This window comes from Haemophilus parainfluenzae, assembly GCF_014931415.1.
In the GTDB taxonomy this organism is placed as follows: Bacteria; Pseudomonadota; Gammaproteobacteria; order Enterobacterales; family Pasteurellaceae; genus Haemophilus_D; species Haemophilus_D parainfluenzae_AF.
On the sequence record NZ_CP063121.1, the window covers coordinates 1,821,062 to 1,836,882 of the forward strand.

Consider the following 15,821-nt stretch of genomic DNA (forward strand, 5'->3'; position numbering starts at 1 on the left):
AGTTAAAATTTAGAGAAATGAGTTTTAGACTGGTCGAATGCTTTCGACATCCAACTTTGCATCAAACTCTTTTTGTAATAAAAGTAGTTTTTTATCTTGCTGTAAATCCGTACGTGCCTGTTCACGCAACTCCTGATAAACTTTTTTACGGTAATCCATCGGGGTTAAAACATCGGAATCTTCAACAAAAATCGACAATTTGACTGGTTTTTCATATAAACGTTCAAGATGATCCACTAAATTTTTAATATTTCGATCTTGTTTTAAATGGGCTTTTTCAGAATGAAGCCCGAGTTGAATTTCATCTTCTGTTTGCGACTTAATAAAGCAATTTAATGCCAACTCTTTTGAAAAACCACTTACGCCTGAGCGTTCGACAATATCCGTCCAAGGATCTTGTTTTTGTGTAATTTGAATAATTTTCTCACGCAATTCTGGTGTCACATCTTTCAAAATCGCCTGTTTAATATCAGAAGGTCGCACACCGCTATCCACTTTAGCTAAATCCGGATTACTCCACTCCCAACGGTAAGTTTCCGCATCCAGAATTTCCTGCTCTTCCGCGTCCATTTCAGCATTGTCATCAATGGTATTTTCAACCGTTTCAACACTTTGCTTTAACGCTTCTGCTTGTTGAGTAATTGGATTTGGCACCGCTGCTTTCGTTTGCGTCGCTTTCGGTGGTGTCATCTCTCGCACAGGAAGTGCGGTCATTTTTGGTGAATTTTTTTGCTCATCCAACGCTTGGAGATGATGCAAGGTTTCTTCTACGGCGGCTTGCTGTTCATCATGATGATGTTGGCGCTCTGATTGCTCAATTTGCGTTAATTGATTCAATGCTTCTAGCGCAGCAAGGCTAGCTAAATTCAATGAAGATGTGGTTTGCGTGGAAACAGGTTGAGAAGGTGATGAATGTACAACCGCTGATTGAGCCATCGGCTTTTGCGCTTGTGCAGAATAATTTGCTTTGATGTTTTGCGACAGCACCGGCATATCCACATACCCAGAAACAGGCTGACTTTCAACCGAACTTTTCTGTGTATTTTGTTCAGTGGATAGCCCGCCTTGTTTAGGCGTTTGTGCTGCCGTAAGGAACTTTGGGTGGAATGCCAACGCCCTCAATAATGTCATTTCTGCACCAATTCGACGATTTGGTGCGGAGGCCAATTCTTTTCGACCCGATACAATCACTTGATAGAAAAATTGTACGTCTTCCGGTGAAATATGTTTAGCCAGAAAACCGAGATGATCGTTTTCATCCGTAGCATTTTTAGCGAGTAACTGCATTAATGCAATTTGATGTAATTTCTCTGCCGTTTCTGCCAGTAACTCATCCCAATCGCCCGCTTTTTCTGCCACTGTTTGGATGGTTTTCATTAAACGCTCACCGTTACCTTGGTGTAAGGCGTAAATAATTTCAATCGGTTGGTCTTCATCTAATAGCCCAAGCATGGTATTCACCACATCGGTGGAAACTTTACCATTACCCATGGCAATCGCTTGATCCGTTAAACTTAAGCTATCACGAATACTACCCTGTGCCGCTTTGGCTAATTTATCTAATGCTGGTGCATCAAAAGGAATATTTTCGGCAGTAAGTACACGGTTAAGGTGTTCTGAAATTTGCGGTTCATCTAATGCTTTGAGATGAAATTGCATACAACGAGATAAAATGGTGATCGGTAATTTTTGAGGATCCGTTGTAGCGAGTAGGAATTTCACATATTCAGGTGGCTCTTCCAAGGTTTTTAACAACGCATTGAAAGAATGGCGGGAAAGCATATGGACTTCATCGATTAGATAAACTTTATAACGCCCCACTACCGGCTTATATTGCACGTTGTCTAATAGCTCACGCGTATCTTCTACTTTAGTACGAGAAGCCGCATCAATTTCAATTAAATCAATAAAGTTGCCTGCTTCGATCGCTTTACAGTTTTCACATTCACCGCAAGGATCGGCAGTAATACCGTTTACACAGTTCAAGCCTTTCGCAAATAAACGAGCAATGGAGGTTTTACCCACGCCACGGGTGCCGGAAAATAAATAAGCATGGTGTAAACGGTTTTCTTTTAAACCGTTTTCCAAAGCAGTGAGCACATGGCTTTGTCCCACTACTTCAGAAAAGTTTTTTGGTCGCCATTTTCTGGCTAAAACTTGGTAGCTCATCGCATCTCTTTAAAAATTAATGACCTTCAAAATTCACTAAAGTGTAGCAATCAATGCCTAAATCACGTAAGCGTTTTTCGCCCCCTAATTCTGGCAAATTAATCACAAAGGCAGCATGTTTCACTTCACCACCTAAACGTTGAACTAATTTCACGGTGGCTTCAACTGTACCGCCTGTCGCTAACAAGTCATCAATGATTAACACATTATCGCCTTGTGAAATGGCATCTGTGTGCAATTCAAGGGTGTCTTGACCGTATTCTAATTGATAAGACTGTGCAATCACTTCACGAGGTAATTTGCCCGGTTTACGAACGGGGATAAATGGCAAGCCTAATGCTAATGCAACTGGCGCACCAAAAATGAATCCACGAGACTCGGTACCAATTACTTTTGTGAGACCTTGATCTTTATACTTTTCAACGATCAAATCGATTGTTGCCTTGAAAGCCGCAGGCACTTCAAGCAAGCTCGTGATATCACGGAAAATGATGCCTTCTTTTGGATGATTTGGGATAGATTTGATAGAAGATTTGATTAATTCAAGTTGTTTGTTCATAAATAATTGCTCAAAAAAGAGTAAGAAAAAATCCTGTTTTTAGGCTCGCATTCTAGCATAGAAAAATACAAAAGTGCGGTGAATTTTGACCGCACTTTTGTAAATAAAATGAATTAATCTGGGTAAATATCTTCCCCGTCTTTTCGAGTACGAAGAAGCTGTAAAATCCAGACATATTGTTCGGGGGTTGGCGTAACGAAATATTCAATTTCTTCGTTCATCGCACGGGCTGATTGCTCAGGATCGTCGCTTAATTGCATCGGTGGGCGAATTTCCATTTCATACTTCCCACTCTTGGCGTTATAGCGTGGAAACATTGGAATAACCACCGCTTTCGCTAATTTTGCCATTTTGTTCAACCCAGGAAGCGTCGCCTTATAAGTAGCAAAGAAATCCACAAAGACACTTTGCTCAGCACCAAAATCTTCATCGGGAAGATAATACCCCATTTGACCTTGTTTGATGTGTGCTAAAAATGGCTTAATCCCATTTTGACGAGCATGCATTTTGCCACCAAAACGTTGACGTGCTAAAGTCCACAACCAATCCACCAAGGGATTTCGGTGAGGGTTATACATTGACGTCATCGGCATGCCGTGTGTATGCAAAATAATGCCAGAGGCATCAATTGCCCAACCATGTGGCACCATCAAAATGATGTTATGCCCTTCTTCTTTGGCTTGTTTGATATACTCAAGACCAATAAATTCGCTGCGTTTTTGTAAATGCTTTTTAGAGCGAATAGCAATTTCACCAATACCGAGCATCACTTGTGCGACCGTCACAAACATCTCTTCAATCACTTTGTCACGCTGTTCTGCCGTCCAATTAGGGAAACAGAGTTTCAAATTAATCTCGGCACGAATACGTGGTTTACCGATTTTTTTCGTCAGTGCTCGTGCCAATTTCTCAGCTAATTTATCGCGTAAACGAAACGGTACAAAAGCCAATAATAAAAGCACAAAAATACCAAGCCAAATGCCCCAATTTTTCGGATGCAAATATGACCATGAAAAATGTGGTTCATAACCCGTTCGTGCCGTAATACGTAATTTTTTCTGAGAATCTGTCATAATCAATTGTTAAAAATGAAACCAACCTTGATCATACGCCATTTTTATCGTCATGATAAATGACATAATCACCACCATCGGTCTAATCAGTTGTTTGCCTTTTGCCATCACCATTTTAGCACCTAAATTTGCGCCTATCAGGCTTCCTGCCATCATGACTAACCCAACAGTCCAAATCACATGACCACCAATTAGGAAGAAAATTAATGAGGCTAAATTTGAGGTTAAATTCATCACTTTGGCATGCGCCGTCGCTTTAGTGAGGTTAAATCCTAGTAAGGTCACACAAGCTAGATTCATCAATGATCCCGTTCCCGGTCCGAAAAAGCCGTCATAAAAACCTAGAAGTGAGCCAAAACATAACGCAAAAACGGCGTAAGAAATTCGTTGTTTGCGATCACTCTCGCCCAATTTAGGCGTAAATAAAAAGTATAAGCCAATCGCTAAAATGAGAAATGGAAGGCCTTTTTTAATTAATGACGTATCTAAATTTTGAATAAGTAACGTACCAATCACCGAGCCGATAAAAATTATCAGTAAGATGAAAGAAAATTCCGATAAATTGACCGCTCTTTTTCGTAAAAAGTAAATACTTGCCGACAACGCGCCACCAAATGCTTGTAATTTATTGGTGCCTAATGCCATTGCCGGTGGCATACCTGTCATTAATAAGGCTGGGATCGTAATTAAGCCACCACCGCCCGCAATCGCATCAATAAATGCGGCAATAAAGGCAGCTGCAAAAAGCATGGCTAATATATCAATCCCCAATTCCATGATTTAACTCCTACTCTAACCATTCGCTACTGTTTGGCGAACTCAACACTTGCTGACATAAAAACGGTTCTGGTGGTGTCGCTTTTGGTTTAGAAGAGCCTGAACCTGGTTTTGCGGGTTCAAACCAAGAATAAAGTTCATCACCACATCCATCGCCTGCTGGTACAGGTGCTTGATCTTCACAATAAGCGGCATCTTTCGGACAAGCAATGCGCACGTGGAAGTGTGAATCATGTCCAAACCATGGGCGAATTTTGTGTAACCACGCACGATCATCACCCGCAGTTTGACAAAGTTTTAATTTAATCGCGGGGTTCACAAAAATACGGGTCACTTTTGGATCTTGCGCAGCCAGTTTGATTAACGTTGCATGATTGTTATTCCATACATTTTCATCAACACGTTGTGCTTGACGATTCACCACGAGTAAGCCTTTTCCGTCAGAATTTAGCGCTTCACTGTCTGTCATGGTGCCCATACGCAGCCAAATATCCGCATCTAAGCCCATTTGATGGCTCGCATGCCCCGTTAAAAAGCGACCACCGCCAGGCATCGCAATATCGCCAACCAACATCGTTGGTAAGCCAGCTGACTTCGCTTTTTGTCCAAGACGCTGTAAATAGGCAATCATATCCGGATGACCATAGTAGCGATTTTTATTCATACGAATCACTTGGTATCCCTCACCTTTATAAGGCAATGGCTCCGCCCCGATAATACAACCATTCGAATAGCTACCAATTGGATTCGCTTTACCATCTGTTGCAGGAATTGGACGTTTAATTCGTTGCCAGTCTTGTGGTGAGGCTGTTGTTTGTAGCGAGAGAAAAACGCTCCCTAAAACAACCGCACTTGAAAGTAATTTTGCTAAAGATTTATTCATAAGATTTCCTAAAACGAATGACCTTATCTTCAATAAAAGAAAAAAATAAGCTTAATTTAAAAGAGTTATTTACACTGAGCCTTAAAACGCAATAAATGGTCGAGTAACACAATCGCGACCATTGCCTCTGCAATAGGGACTGCTCGGATACCAACACAAGGATCATGACGCCCTTTTGTCACCACTTCGACAGGCTCGCCTTCTAAATTTATAGAACGACCAGGAATCGTAATACTAGAAGTCGGTTTCAATGCAATGGTTGCAATAATTGGCTGACCTGAGCTAATGCCACCTAAGATACCGCCAGCATGGTTGCTTTCAAAACCATTTGGCGTCATTTCATCACGGTGTTCACTGCCACGCTGTTCAACAACTGCAAAACCGTCGCCTATCTCTACACCTTTAACGGCATTAATTCCCATTAAGGCATGGGCTAAATCGGCATCAAGGCGATCAAAAACAGGCTCTCCTAAACCAACAGGGACATTCTCTGCAATCACGGTTAGTTTGGCACCAATCGAATCCCCTTCTTTTTTCAATTTACGGATTAATTCATCAAATTTTTCGACCGCACTTTCATCCGGACAGAAAAATGGATTGCTGTTTACTTTATCCCAATCAATTTTGCCGACATTTTGTGGCGCAATCTTCACTTCGCCAATTTGACTTAAAAAACCACGCACTTCAATGCCAAACTGCTCACGTAAATATTTCTTCGCAATCGCTCCCGCAGCAACACGCATCGCAGTTTCACGGGCAGAAGAACGACCACCACCGCGATAATCACGAATACCGTATTTTTGTTGATAGGTAAAATCTGCATGCCCAGGACGGAAACGATCTTTGATATCGCCATAATCTTGTGAACGTTGATCACCATTTTTAATGATCATTCCAATGCTGGTACCCGTTGTTTTACCTTCAAATACCCCAGATAAAATCTGTACTTCATCGTCTTCACGACGTGGCGTAGTGTAACGTGATGTACCCGGTTTACGACGATCTAAATCAGGTTGAATATCGGCTTCCGATAATTCAAGATTCGGTGGCACACCATCAACGATGCAGCCTAATGCAATACCATGTGACTCCCCAAAGGTTGTCACACGAAAAAGTTGTCCGATAGTATTCCCTGCCATATTTTCTCTCTTTAATTAATGGTTTTGAGCTAATTTTGCCACATCAATAAATGGAATTTCTTCGCCTGTATCTTTATTCTTAATAAAGATATCTAATTGGTTGAATGCAATATCAATATTATTTTCTGCAAATAACTCATTCACACGACGATTAAGTGCATCAAGCGTATCATTTCGATCTGCTACTTGTCCGACATAAACACGTAATTCATGATCTAACGTGCTAGCACCAAAGTTTAAGAATAATGCTCTTGGTTCTGGATCTCTTAAAACAGTCGGCAATTCATTTGCTGCTTGTAATAATAAGCGTTTCACTAACTCTAAATCTGAACCATAAGCCACACCAACTGATACGACTAAACGAGTAACGGTATTAGATAACGCCCAGTTAGTGACTTGTCCAGTAACAAAAGATTTATTTGGCACAATCACTTCTTTTCGGTCCGGATCAATCATGGTAATGGCACGAATACGGATTTTTGCCACGGTACCGGTTACATCGTTGATGGTCACGGTATCGCCCACACGAATCGGACGTTCAAATAATAAAATGATACCGGAAACAAAGTTCGCAAAGATTTCCTGCATACCAAAACCAAGACCAACAGAAAGCGCAGCAAACAACCATTGTAATTTGGACCACGACATACCAAGTGTTGAGAATGCCCATGCGCCACCCACTGCAACTAGGGCGTATGTTAATAATGTCGTAATGGTATAAGGCGTACCTTGTGAAAGTTTCACACGGGAGAAGATCAATACCTCTAAAATACCTTGAATATTCCGCACTAAAATATAGGTAATCACGACAATGATTAATGCAACAATCAAGTTAAAGAGTGAGATTGTTTCGGTCACCACGCCAGCTTCAGTCGTTGAAGTTTGTTGCCACAAGGTAATATCACGTAAATAACTAACCACCGTGACCAAATCTGACCATACATAGTATAAGATGGCAAAAAGTGCGGTCCAGATAAAGAGATCGGCAAAGCGTAATAACTGATTACGTACATCATTTAACGCTAATCCCTCTTCTTGTTCATTAATCACCACTTCATCTGATTTTGATGCTTCCGGATTATCTTGCTGTTTCTGTTGGCGTTTCTCTTGTAATCGACGATAAGCCAAACGTCTTGAGGCAACGGTAATACCACGATAGATGGTATAGCGTACAAACGACCAAACAACCCAGGCAATATAGGTATTAATTAAATGCGTAATTAAATTGAGCGCCGTATAGTAATAACCTACCGCAATTAAGACGATTAAAATAATAGGGACCAATTGCAATAAAATACGAACGAGTTTAAAAATCTTTTTATCACGTTGGTCGGTATCATTTAAATTAAATGACTTTTCTGTACGAATGAATCGTGGCGCAATAATGGCAATACAGAAAATTAATGCAACAATGGTATTTATCTCACCTAAAACATCATTGGCAAGTCCTGAATCCATTACATTACTAAAAATAGACGTATTTAATAACAAAACAACTGAAACAATAATGCGTTTTGTCACATCCTGAATGTTTGCTGCACTTTCTTGGCTAAAGCCGAAATGACGAACGACAATACCATTCGGACGAAGTGTCGCTAAAATAAAACTAAAGAACCACCAATAGCCGGCCATACTGAGCGACCACTCCCAAAACTCTTGTGGATTTTTCACGAAGAAAAAGCCTAAAAGTTGACAAGCAGCTAAGAACCAAAGCGTACCGGATAACGATAAAAATGCCGTATAGAATAACGCAAGTGGTGTATGCCATTGGCTATCGGAACGAAGCGTGTTAATTTCGCCATTGATCACGGCTAAACGTTGTTTAATCGCGTTTTTAAATTTAAGAATAACCCCGCCAATAACAAAAAGAATAAACACATAAGCCAGTAAATACGGCAAATTATCAAAGTTTGTTGGGAACCCTAATTTTTTACCAATGCCATCAAATTGCGCTTTAAGTGACATTGGTAATTTCTTGAACCAATCAAGATTAATTGGATTATTACTTTTTACCCAGAAACTTTGTTGATCGAGTTTAGACTGGATCTGATCACTGATTTGTGTAATTTGTTGTTGAGTTAGCTCTAAGGAAATCGCTAAATTCAATTGATTATTCAACGATTTAATTAAATCAGAACCCACTTTACGACGTTCAGTGAGTAAATTGGTTAATTGTGTTTTTTCTGCAGGTGTAAATGATTTGTTTTCATCCTGCTCAATTTTACTGATGTAGGCATCAATATCATAAAGCTCATTACGTTTTTGCGTAATATCGAAGATCTGTACACGCAAATCTGCAATTTGTTTTGAAAGACCTTGAATATTTAAATTGGTCGGTAATTTTTGTTTTTGTTGCTGAATAATGCGAGAAAGCACCAACGTGCCTTGTAACGCACTGATTTGCTCATCAATGGTACGTTGTGTCTGCGTTAAGTTATCCAACACATTTCGCATGCGTAGTTCATCTTGCGTTAATGTATTGGTTTTCTCTGTTTGCTCAAGTAAATATTGGCTAAGTTGCGAATTTAAATCTAACTCTTTCTGAATCAACGGATTTTGCTCAACACTTTGGCTTTGTTGTTGCGCTTGCTCAACTTGGTTTTGTGTTTTAGCCAAATTTTTTTGATTAATCGCTTCTTGAATGGCTGCAATTTGTTGCTGCAGTGCTTGAACACGAGTATTTAATAGTTCATATCGACTTTGATAAAGCACTGTCAACTGATCGCTATTTTTTAATAGCACTTGATTATAGATATTTTTTAGCTCAATCAGTTGCAATTCAAGCTGAATTTGCTGTTTCAACAATGCACTTGTCGTTGGATCAGCTAATTTCTGATTCAATTCTTGTGTACGTTTAACATTATCTGTCAAGGCGGTTTGAGCTCGTTCAGACACGGAGCTCTGCCCTGCAAGTTGCGTATTCACGGCACTTAAGGCTGATTGGGCATCCTGTTGTTGATTGGTCAGTTTCTCAACCTGAGCCTGCAAATTCGCTAAACTTTGCGAAGCATAATCGGCGCTATTTGGCGTGCTTAGCTGTTTTTTAAGATTTTGAAGATCAGCACTATTCTTCTGAATTTCAGATTCAGCATCAATAAGCGTATCTTGCAAATCGTTATTATTTTTTTGCTGTGTTTGAATTTGTTGCAAGAAATCAAGCGAAGCCTGGATTGTCGCGACGTTATTTGTTTTTTCATCACCATCTGGTAATTTTTGTGCCTCGGCTAATTCACTTTTTAGTGTTTTTTCCGTCGGTAAATCCGCATTATTATTCTCTGCCCAAACAGGCTGAGAAAGCGCCAGCGTAAAAACAAATGAAAGACCAAGTGCGGTCAAAACGCGAGAGATATTTTTCATTAAACTAACTTTCCTATTGTTGCGACAGCCAATCGGCGAGTGCCTTGCGAGAAATCTTTATTGCCCCTTGGATTAAATCCTGCGGGAGTTCATAGTAGGCAACAGGTTGCTTAAATCGTTCCAGTCGCCCTTGTAAAAAAACGTTGAGAGATTCAACCGCACTTTCATTAAAGGATGTATGAAATTCAATAATCGCGACAGGGCGATGGCCAAATTCCTCATCATATTTAGGCAAAACAAAGACTTGCTTCACTAAATCTGATTGTGCAATCACTTTTTCAATTTCTTCCGGCTGAATATTTTCACCACCGGAAATAAACATATTATCTAATCGGCCTTGAATGACTAATTCGTTATCGAGCCATTGACCTTTATCTTTGGTTTGGAACCAACCTTCAGCATTAGTAAGCGGTTCAACACACCCATTGCGCCAATATCCCATGGCAAGTCCTGCACCTTTTAGCCAAACTTCTTCATTCACTAACTTGAACTCTCGGCCAAGCAAAGGCTGCCCCACACCGATTTTTCCATCCGATTGTTTAGCGAATGCGGTAGAAGCCATTTCGGTCATACCATAACCTGAATAACTTCGAATCCCTAATTCACTTAACGCTTGGGTTAATTTTACGGGGATTTGTGTACCACCCAATAATACCGCTTGAGTTTGGATAGGTTGTCGATGTTCTACCAAATAATCAAACCAACGCTGTAATTGCGTTGGCACGAGAGAAACATGGGAAACCTCACCAATAGATTGATAAAAATCTTCTTTCGGTAAAACTAAGGTTGCACCTACGTAAAGCCAGCGCCACACAATGCCTTGTCCGGAAACATGATAAAGCGGCAAAGAAAGTAGCCATGATTGATCTTTGCCAAAATTCATTAAGGCACAAACGCCTTCCGCATTAGCTAAATGAGCAGACACATTATGCACCACCGCTTTAGGCAAACCAGTCGAGCCCGATGTTAATGTCATCGTTGCCGCTTTTGTAAAGTCAGCGTTATGTTCGGGTAATGCTTTAGTAGCTAAATAATAAATATCTTCGGTTTGATAACAAAAATCCACCCCATACACTTGGCACAATTCTTCTCTTTTTTCTTGAGGAAATGCAGGGTTGATACCTAAAATTTTTGCGCCTAGCTGAATAACGGCTAAATAAAGAAATAAGATCTGTTCTGAATTTTTACCACAAAAAGCAACCGCACTTTGCGCTGTCACACCTTGTTGTAAAAGAAAGGCTTCTACCTGATTAATTTTCTCAGCAAGTTCTGCCCAAGTAAAAGGATCGCCCTGCGAATTTCGCAACGCGACCTGATTTGCATACGCTGAATTTTGGGCAAATGCTTGCCAAGGGAATTTTTGCATTGACTTAGTTGCTAACGAAATAAGGGCGAACTTCGTCGATTAAATATTCCGGCAAATGCATAGACTGCATCGCCCCTTCTAACATCAACATTTTACGGCCACTATTAGTATTGGTAATCACCCAATATGGTGTATCTGGAATTTGTTTTGGTTTAGTATGATTACCTGCCACAAGCAACGTCCCTTCATCACGAGCAAAATACACACGAGTACGGCCTTGCAAGCTTTCGGTTGCCTGTGCAAAGCTTTCTGGATTGGTACGATAAAGCGTACGTAATATACTTAAAAAACGCACAACGGCTTTTGGCTCGTCTTTAAATTCAGCAGAATTCAAGAGTGCACGCACTTTATCAACAATGTGATTGATTGCTTCATCCGATTGTTTTTTCACTGCTTTTGGCGGTTCGACAGGTTCAACTTTTGGTTGAGATACTTCGGTTGTTTTTTCTGTTAAAACAGGTTCAGAATGCACCGCACTTTTTGAGTTTTCTGTCGAAGTTACAGACTCAAAGAAATCAACCGAGCTTGTTACGTGAGTAGGTAAATTCAACAAACGGCGAAGAATATCAGACGCACTTTCTCCAATAGATTGAGTTTGTGCCGCAATGTATTGATATAATTCTTCATCGACTTCAATTATCTTCATTTTTTTCTCTCCGTTTGCTAAAATTTTCGTCCATTATAACGATTTCTAACCAAATTCTCACGCAAAATATATGTCATCTTCCCAATTATTAAACCATCAATTTCACCAAGCAAAACAATCAATTAATTCGCCTACCTTAGTTTTCATTCACGGCTTGTTTGGGGATATGAATAATCTTGGTGTCATCGCGCGTGCATTTAGCGATAACTATAATATTTTGCGCGTAGATTTACGCAATCATGGACATAGTTTTCATTCAGAAACAATGAATTACGATGTCATGGCTGATGATGTATGGCAACTTATCGATCACCTTCAATTAGATAAAGTAATCTTAATTGGTCATTCAATGGGCGGAAAAACAGCAATGGAAATGACCGCACTTCAACCGCAGCGTGTGGAAAAATTGGTTGTCATTGATATTGCCCCCGTAGCAAATAGCAGTGCTGGACATGATGATGTATTCCGTGGTTTGTTTGCGGTAAAAAAAGCGCAGCCACAAACTCGTCAACAAGCTAAGCCTATTTTAGAAACTGAAATTGATGATCCGAGTGTGGTGCAATTTATGTTGAAATCTTTTGAGCCGACTTCAAGTGAATATTTTCGTTTCAATTTGACCGCACTTTTTGAACATTATGCAGAGCTAATGGATTGGCAAGAGATCTTCGCTAATACGCCTACTCTCTTCATCAAAGGTGGGCTTTCATCTTATATTAAACCTGAATATACAGAAACCATTCTAAAACAATTCCCGAATGCAACCTCGTTCACTATCAATGGTTGTGGGCACTGGGTTCATGCAGAAAAACCTGATTTTGTGATACGTGCAATTGATAGGTTTCTAAATAAGAATTAATCGTTTTAAATGAGAATTATTCTATTCAAATGAGAATTCATTTATGTTATAGTTCGCACAAATTGTAGGACTTTGAACCCTCATCTTTTTTTCTACTCACCTAATTTTATTTCAAAAGGAAAGAACAATGGCAGTTGTCGGTTTATTTTACGGTAGTGACACAGGTAATACAGAAAACATTGCAAAAATGATTCAAAAGCAATTAGGTAACGAACTCGTTGATATTCGTGACATTGCAAAAAGCTCTAAAGAAGATATCGAAGGTTATGATTTTTTACTTTTCGGTATTCCGACTTGGTATTACGGTGAAGCGCAAGCTGACTGGGATGATTTTTTCCCAACCTTAGAAGAAATTGATTTTACTGACAAATTAGTCGGTATTTTTGGCTGTGGCGATCAGGAAGACTACGCAGATTATTTCTGTGATGCGATCGGTACAGTACGAGATATCGTTGAACCACGCGGTGCGATTATTGTAGGGAATTGGCCAACGGACGGTTACACCTTTGAATCATCAAAGGCATTATTAGATGATGGAAACTTTATCGGTTTATGTATTGATGAAGATCGTCAACCTGAACTTACTGCAGAACGCGTAGAGAAATGGACAAAACAAATCTACGATGAAATGTGTTTAGCAGAATTAGCTTAACCATCTCTAATTTAGCAAATTTAAGGGAACATTATGTCTGAAGAAAACATCAAATTACTCAAAAAAGCAGGATTAAAAATTACTGAACCTCGGCTCACGATCCTTGCATTAATGCAAGAGCATAAACATGAGCATTTCTCAGCTGAAGAAGTGTATAAAATCTTGTTAGAGCAAGGCAGTGATATTGGTCTTGCAACTGTATATCGTGTGCTTAACCAATTTGATGAAGCGCATATCTTGATTCGCCATAATTTTGAAGGTAACAAATCTGTTTTTGAGCTTGCGCCAACAGAACACCACGATCACATTATCTGTGAAGATTGTGGCAAAGTGTTTGAGTTTACTGATAACATTATTGAACAACGTCAAAAAGAAATCAGTGAACAACATGGCATCAAATTAAAAGCACACAGTTTATATCTCTACGGCAAATGTAGTGATATCAACAAATGTGAAGAGAAAAAATAACTCTTGCTAAAAAACCAAAACCTTAGGCTAAAACCTAAGGTTTTTTATTATCTCCACTAAAAGTGCGGTCAAAATCAACCGCACTTTTGTACATTAAGCCGCTGATTTAATAATCACTTTTGAGTCATCCCAGAAATCAACGGGTGCATTTAGCACTGGTTTAATGATGCCAGCACGAATGGTGAAATCACCAAAGCCTTCGTTTTCATGACGCTCACTTGCCCAACGGCCAATCAGCGTGTCAAGTTCACTGATAATTTCCAGAATCGTAATATTTTCTTTATAAAGACGTGGAATACGCACACCTTCACGATCCCCACCGATATGCAAATTGTAACGACCAATTGCTTTGCCCACCAAACCGATTTCCGCCAACATTGCGCGGCCACATCCATTTGGACAACCGGTAATACGTGTAACGATATAATCATCAGCCACTTGATGTTTCGCCATCACTTTATCCAGTTCATCAATAAAGCTTGGAAGAATTCGCTCTGATTCTGCCATCGCCAATGGGCAAGTTGGGAAAGAAACGCAGGACATTGAGTTTTCGCGTAATTTACTCACATCATCACGAATCAAACCGTAATCACGTGCAATTTGCTCAATTTGTGCTTTATCCTCTTCCGCTACATTTGCCACGATCAGATTTTGGTTGGCGGTGATACGAAAATCGCCCTTATGAATTTTGGCAATTTCCAACACACCACTCAGTAATTTTTTCTCATCGTTATCCACCAAGCGTCCGCTTTCGATGAAGAGAGTCAAATGCCAGTTGTTATCAATGCCTTTTACCCAACCGATACGATCACCTCGTTCAGTAAATTTAAACGGACGAATCGGTTCAAATGGAATGCCCATACGACGTTCTACTTCGGCGCGGAAATTATCTAATCCCATGTTTTGAATGGTATAACGACTACGTGCATTTTTACGATCGCTACGGTTACCAAAATCCCGTTGGGTTGTCACCACAGCTTCAGCTGCTTTTAAGGTGTATTCCAACGGCACATAACCCAGTTCAAGGGAAATATGCGGATAGGTTTTGGTGTTACCATGTTCAAGGGACAAGCCACCGCCCGCCAAGACATTAAAACCAACCAAATTACCGTTATCGTCTGCAATCGCCACAAAATCCAAGTCGTTCCCGTAACAATCCACGTCATTGAGTGGTGGAATCACCACAGCAGTTTTGAATTTACGTGGCAAATAAGTTTTCCCGAGAATCGGCTCTTCCTGTAAAAAATCATCGCTACTTTGGACTTTCTTACCATCAATCCATACATCTAAATAACCCCGAGTACGTGGTAACAGGTGTTCTGAAATTTTCTTGGCATATTCATATGCCTGCTGATGCAGTTTTGATTCAATTGGATTAGAAGTACATAACACGTTACGATTCATATCTGAAGCTGTCGCAATGGAGTCTAACCCCAAGCTATGCAATAAACGATGCATAGTTTGTAATTGGCTTTTCGGCACACCGTGATATTGGAAAGTTTGACGATTAGTCAAACGAATCGAACGATAATAGCTATGTTCACGGGCGAATTTATCCAATTCAATCCATTGGAATGGTTTGATGATTCCTCCCGGTAAACGGCAACGTAACAGCATAAATTTTAACGGTTCGAGTTTTTCCTCTGCACGTTCGGCACGAATATCACGATCGTCTTGTTCATACATACCGTGGAAACGGATTAATTGAAAGTTATCCCCACGGAAACCACCGGTTAAGGAATCCTCTAAATCATCTAAAATGGTACCGCGTAAAAAGTTACTATCGGTTTTTAAGCGCTCATTGTCTGAAAGCGGTTTTTCTTGCCATTCCAAGCCTTTTTGTTTGTTTTGCTCTGTCATTTTTTCACCCCACAAA

Annotated in this window: 13 protein-coding genes; 3 read left to right on the forward strand and 10 right to left on the reverse strand. The window is 40.0% G+C overall.

Annotated features, from left to right (window positions below; genetic code table 11):
• Window positions 1-24 precede the first annotated feature (24 nt).
• The 9 genes from dnaX to seqA form a co-directional block, all read right to left on the reverse strand.
• Window positions 25-2,169 (reverse strand): DNA polymerase III subunit gamma/tau, encoded by a 2,145-nt coding sequence (gene dnaX / locus INP93_RS08860; RefSeq protein ID WP_197544704.1) that lies wholly within the window; start codon window positions 2,167-2,169, stop codon window positions 25-27.
• A gap of 16 nt (window positions 2,170-2,185) precedes the next feature.
• Window positions 2,186-2,728 (reverse strand): adenine phosphoribosyltransferase, encoded by a 543-nt coding sequence (gene apt, locus INP93_RS08865; RefSeq protein ID WP_005698770.1) that lies wholly within the window; start codon window positions 2,726-2,728, stop codon window positions 2,186-2,188.
• A 113-nt stretch (window positions 2,729-2,841) separates the two neighbouring features.
• Complete coding sequence (lpxM, locus tag INP93_RS08870; RefSeq protein ID WP_197544705.1) at window positions 2,842-3,801, reverse strand: lauroyl-Kdo(2)-lipid IV(A) myristoyltransferase; 960 nt, start codon at window positions 3,799-3,801, stop codon at window positions 2,842-2,844.
• Window positions 3,802-3,810: 9 nt separating this feature from the next.
• A complete protein-coding gene (locus tag INP93_RS08875; protein WP_197544706.1) occupies window positions 3,811-4,578 on the reverse strand; it encodes a TSUP family transporter in 768 nt (255 codons plus the stop codon).
• A 10-nt stretch (window positions 4,579-4,588) separates the two neighbouring features.
• Complete coding sequence (mepA, locus tag INP93_RS08880) at window positions 4,589-5,461, reverse strand: penicillin-insensitive murein endopeptidase (protein WP_197544707.1); 873 nt, start codon at window positions 5,459-5,461, stop codon at window positions 4,589-4,591.
• A 65-nt stretch (window positions 5,462-5,526) separates the two neighbouring features.
• Window positions 5,527-6,600: a chorismate synthase gene (gene aroC, locus INP93_RS08885; RefSeq protein WP_197544708.1), complete on the reverse strand. Its 1,074-nt coding sequence runs from the start codon at window positions 6,598-6,600 to the stop codon at window positions 5,527-5,529.
• Window positions 6,601-6,615: 15 nt separating this feature from the next.
• The gene (gene mscK / locus INP93_RS08890) at window positions 6,616-9,957 is read right to left on the reverse strand and encodes a mechanosensitive channel MscK (RefSeq protein WP_197544709.1); all 3,342 of its coding nucleotides are present in this window, start codon (window positions 9,955-9,957) and stop codon (window positions 6,616-6,618) included.
• Window positions 9,958-9,970: 13 nt separating this feature from the next.
• The gene (gene menE, locus INP93_RS08895) at window positions 9,971-11,323 is read right to left on the reverse strand and encodes an o-succinylbenzoate--CoA ligase (RefSeq protein WP_197544710.1); all 1,353 of its coding nucleotides are present in this window, start codon (window positions 11,321-11,323) and stop codon (window positions 9,971-9,973) included.
• A 4-nt stretch (window positions 11,324-11,327) separates the two neighbouring features.
• Window positions 11,328-11,969 carry a replication initiation negative regulator SeqA gene (seqA, locus tag INP93_RS08900; protein WP_197544711.1) on the reverse strand — a complete coding sequence of 214 codons (642 nt, stop codon included), beginning with the start codon at window positions 11,967-11,969 and terminating at the stop codon, window positions 11,328-11,330.
• A gap of 70 nt (window positions 11,970-12,039) precedes the next feature.
• On the opposite strand from seqA, the gene INP93_RS08905 reads away from it, so the two are divergent.
• The 3 genes from INP93_RS08905 (at window position 12,040) to fur (ending at window position 13,945) form a co-directional block, all read left to right on the forward strand.
• Window positions 12,040-12,825 (forward strand): alpha/beta fold hydrolase, encoded by a 786-nt coding sequence (locus INP93_RS08905; protein WP_197544712.1) that lies wholly within the window; start codon window positions 12,040-12,042, stop codon window positions 12,823-12,825.
• A 127-nt stretch (window positions 12,826-12,952) separates the two neighbouring features.
• A complete protein-coding gene (gene fldA / locus INP93_RS08910; RefSeq protein WP_049362803.1) occupies window positions 12,953-13,477 on the forward strand; it encodes a flavodoxin FldA in 525 nt (174 codons plus the stop codon).
• A 33-nt stretch (window positions 13,478-13,510) separates the two neighbouring features.
• Window positions 13,511-13,945, forward strand: a complete 435-nt coding sequence (gene fur, locus INP93_RS08915) for a ferric iron uptake transcriptional regulator (protein ID WP_049366031.1) — start codon at window positions 13,511-13,513, stop codon at window positions 13,943-13,945.
• A gap of 93 nt (window positions 13,946-14,038) precedes the next feature.
• Here the strand turns inward: fur and cysI are convergent, their stop codons facing one another.
• Window positions 14,039-15,805: an assimilatory sulfite reductase (NADPH) hemoprotein subunit gene (gene cysI / locus INP93_RS08920; RefSeq protein WP_197544713.1), complete on the reverse strand. Its 1,767-nt coding sequence runs from the start codon at window positions 15,803-15,805 to the stop codon at window positions 14,039-14,041.
• Between the last annotated feature and the right edge of the window lie 16 nt (window positions 15,806-15,821).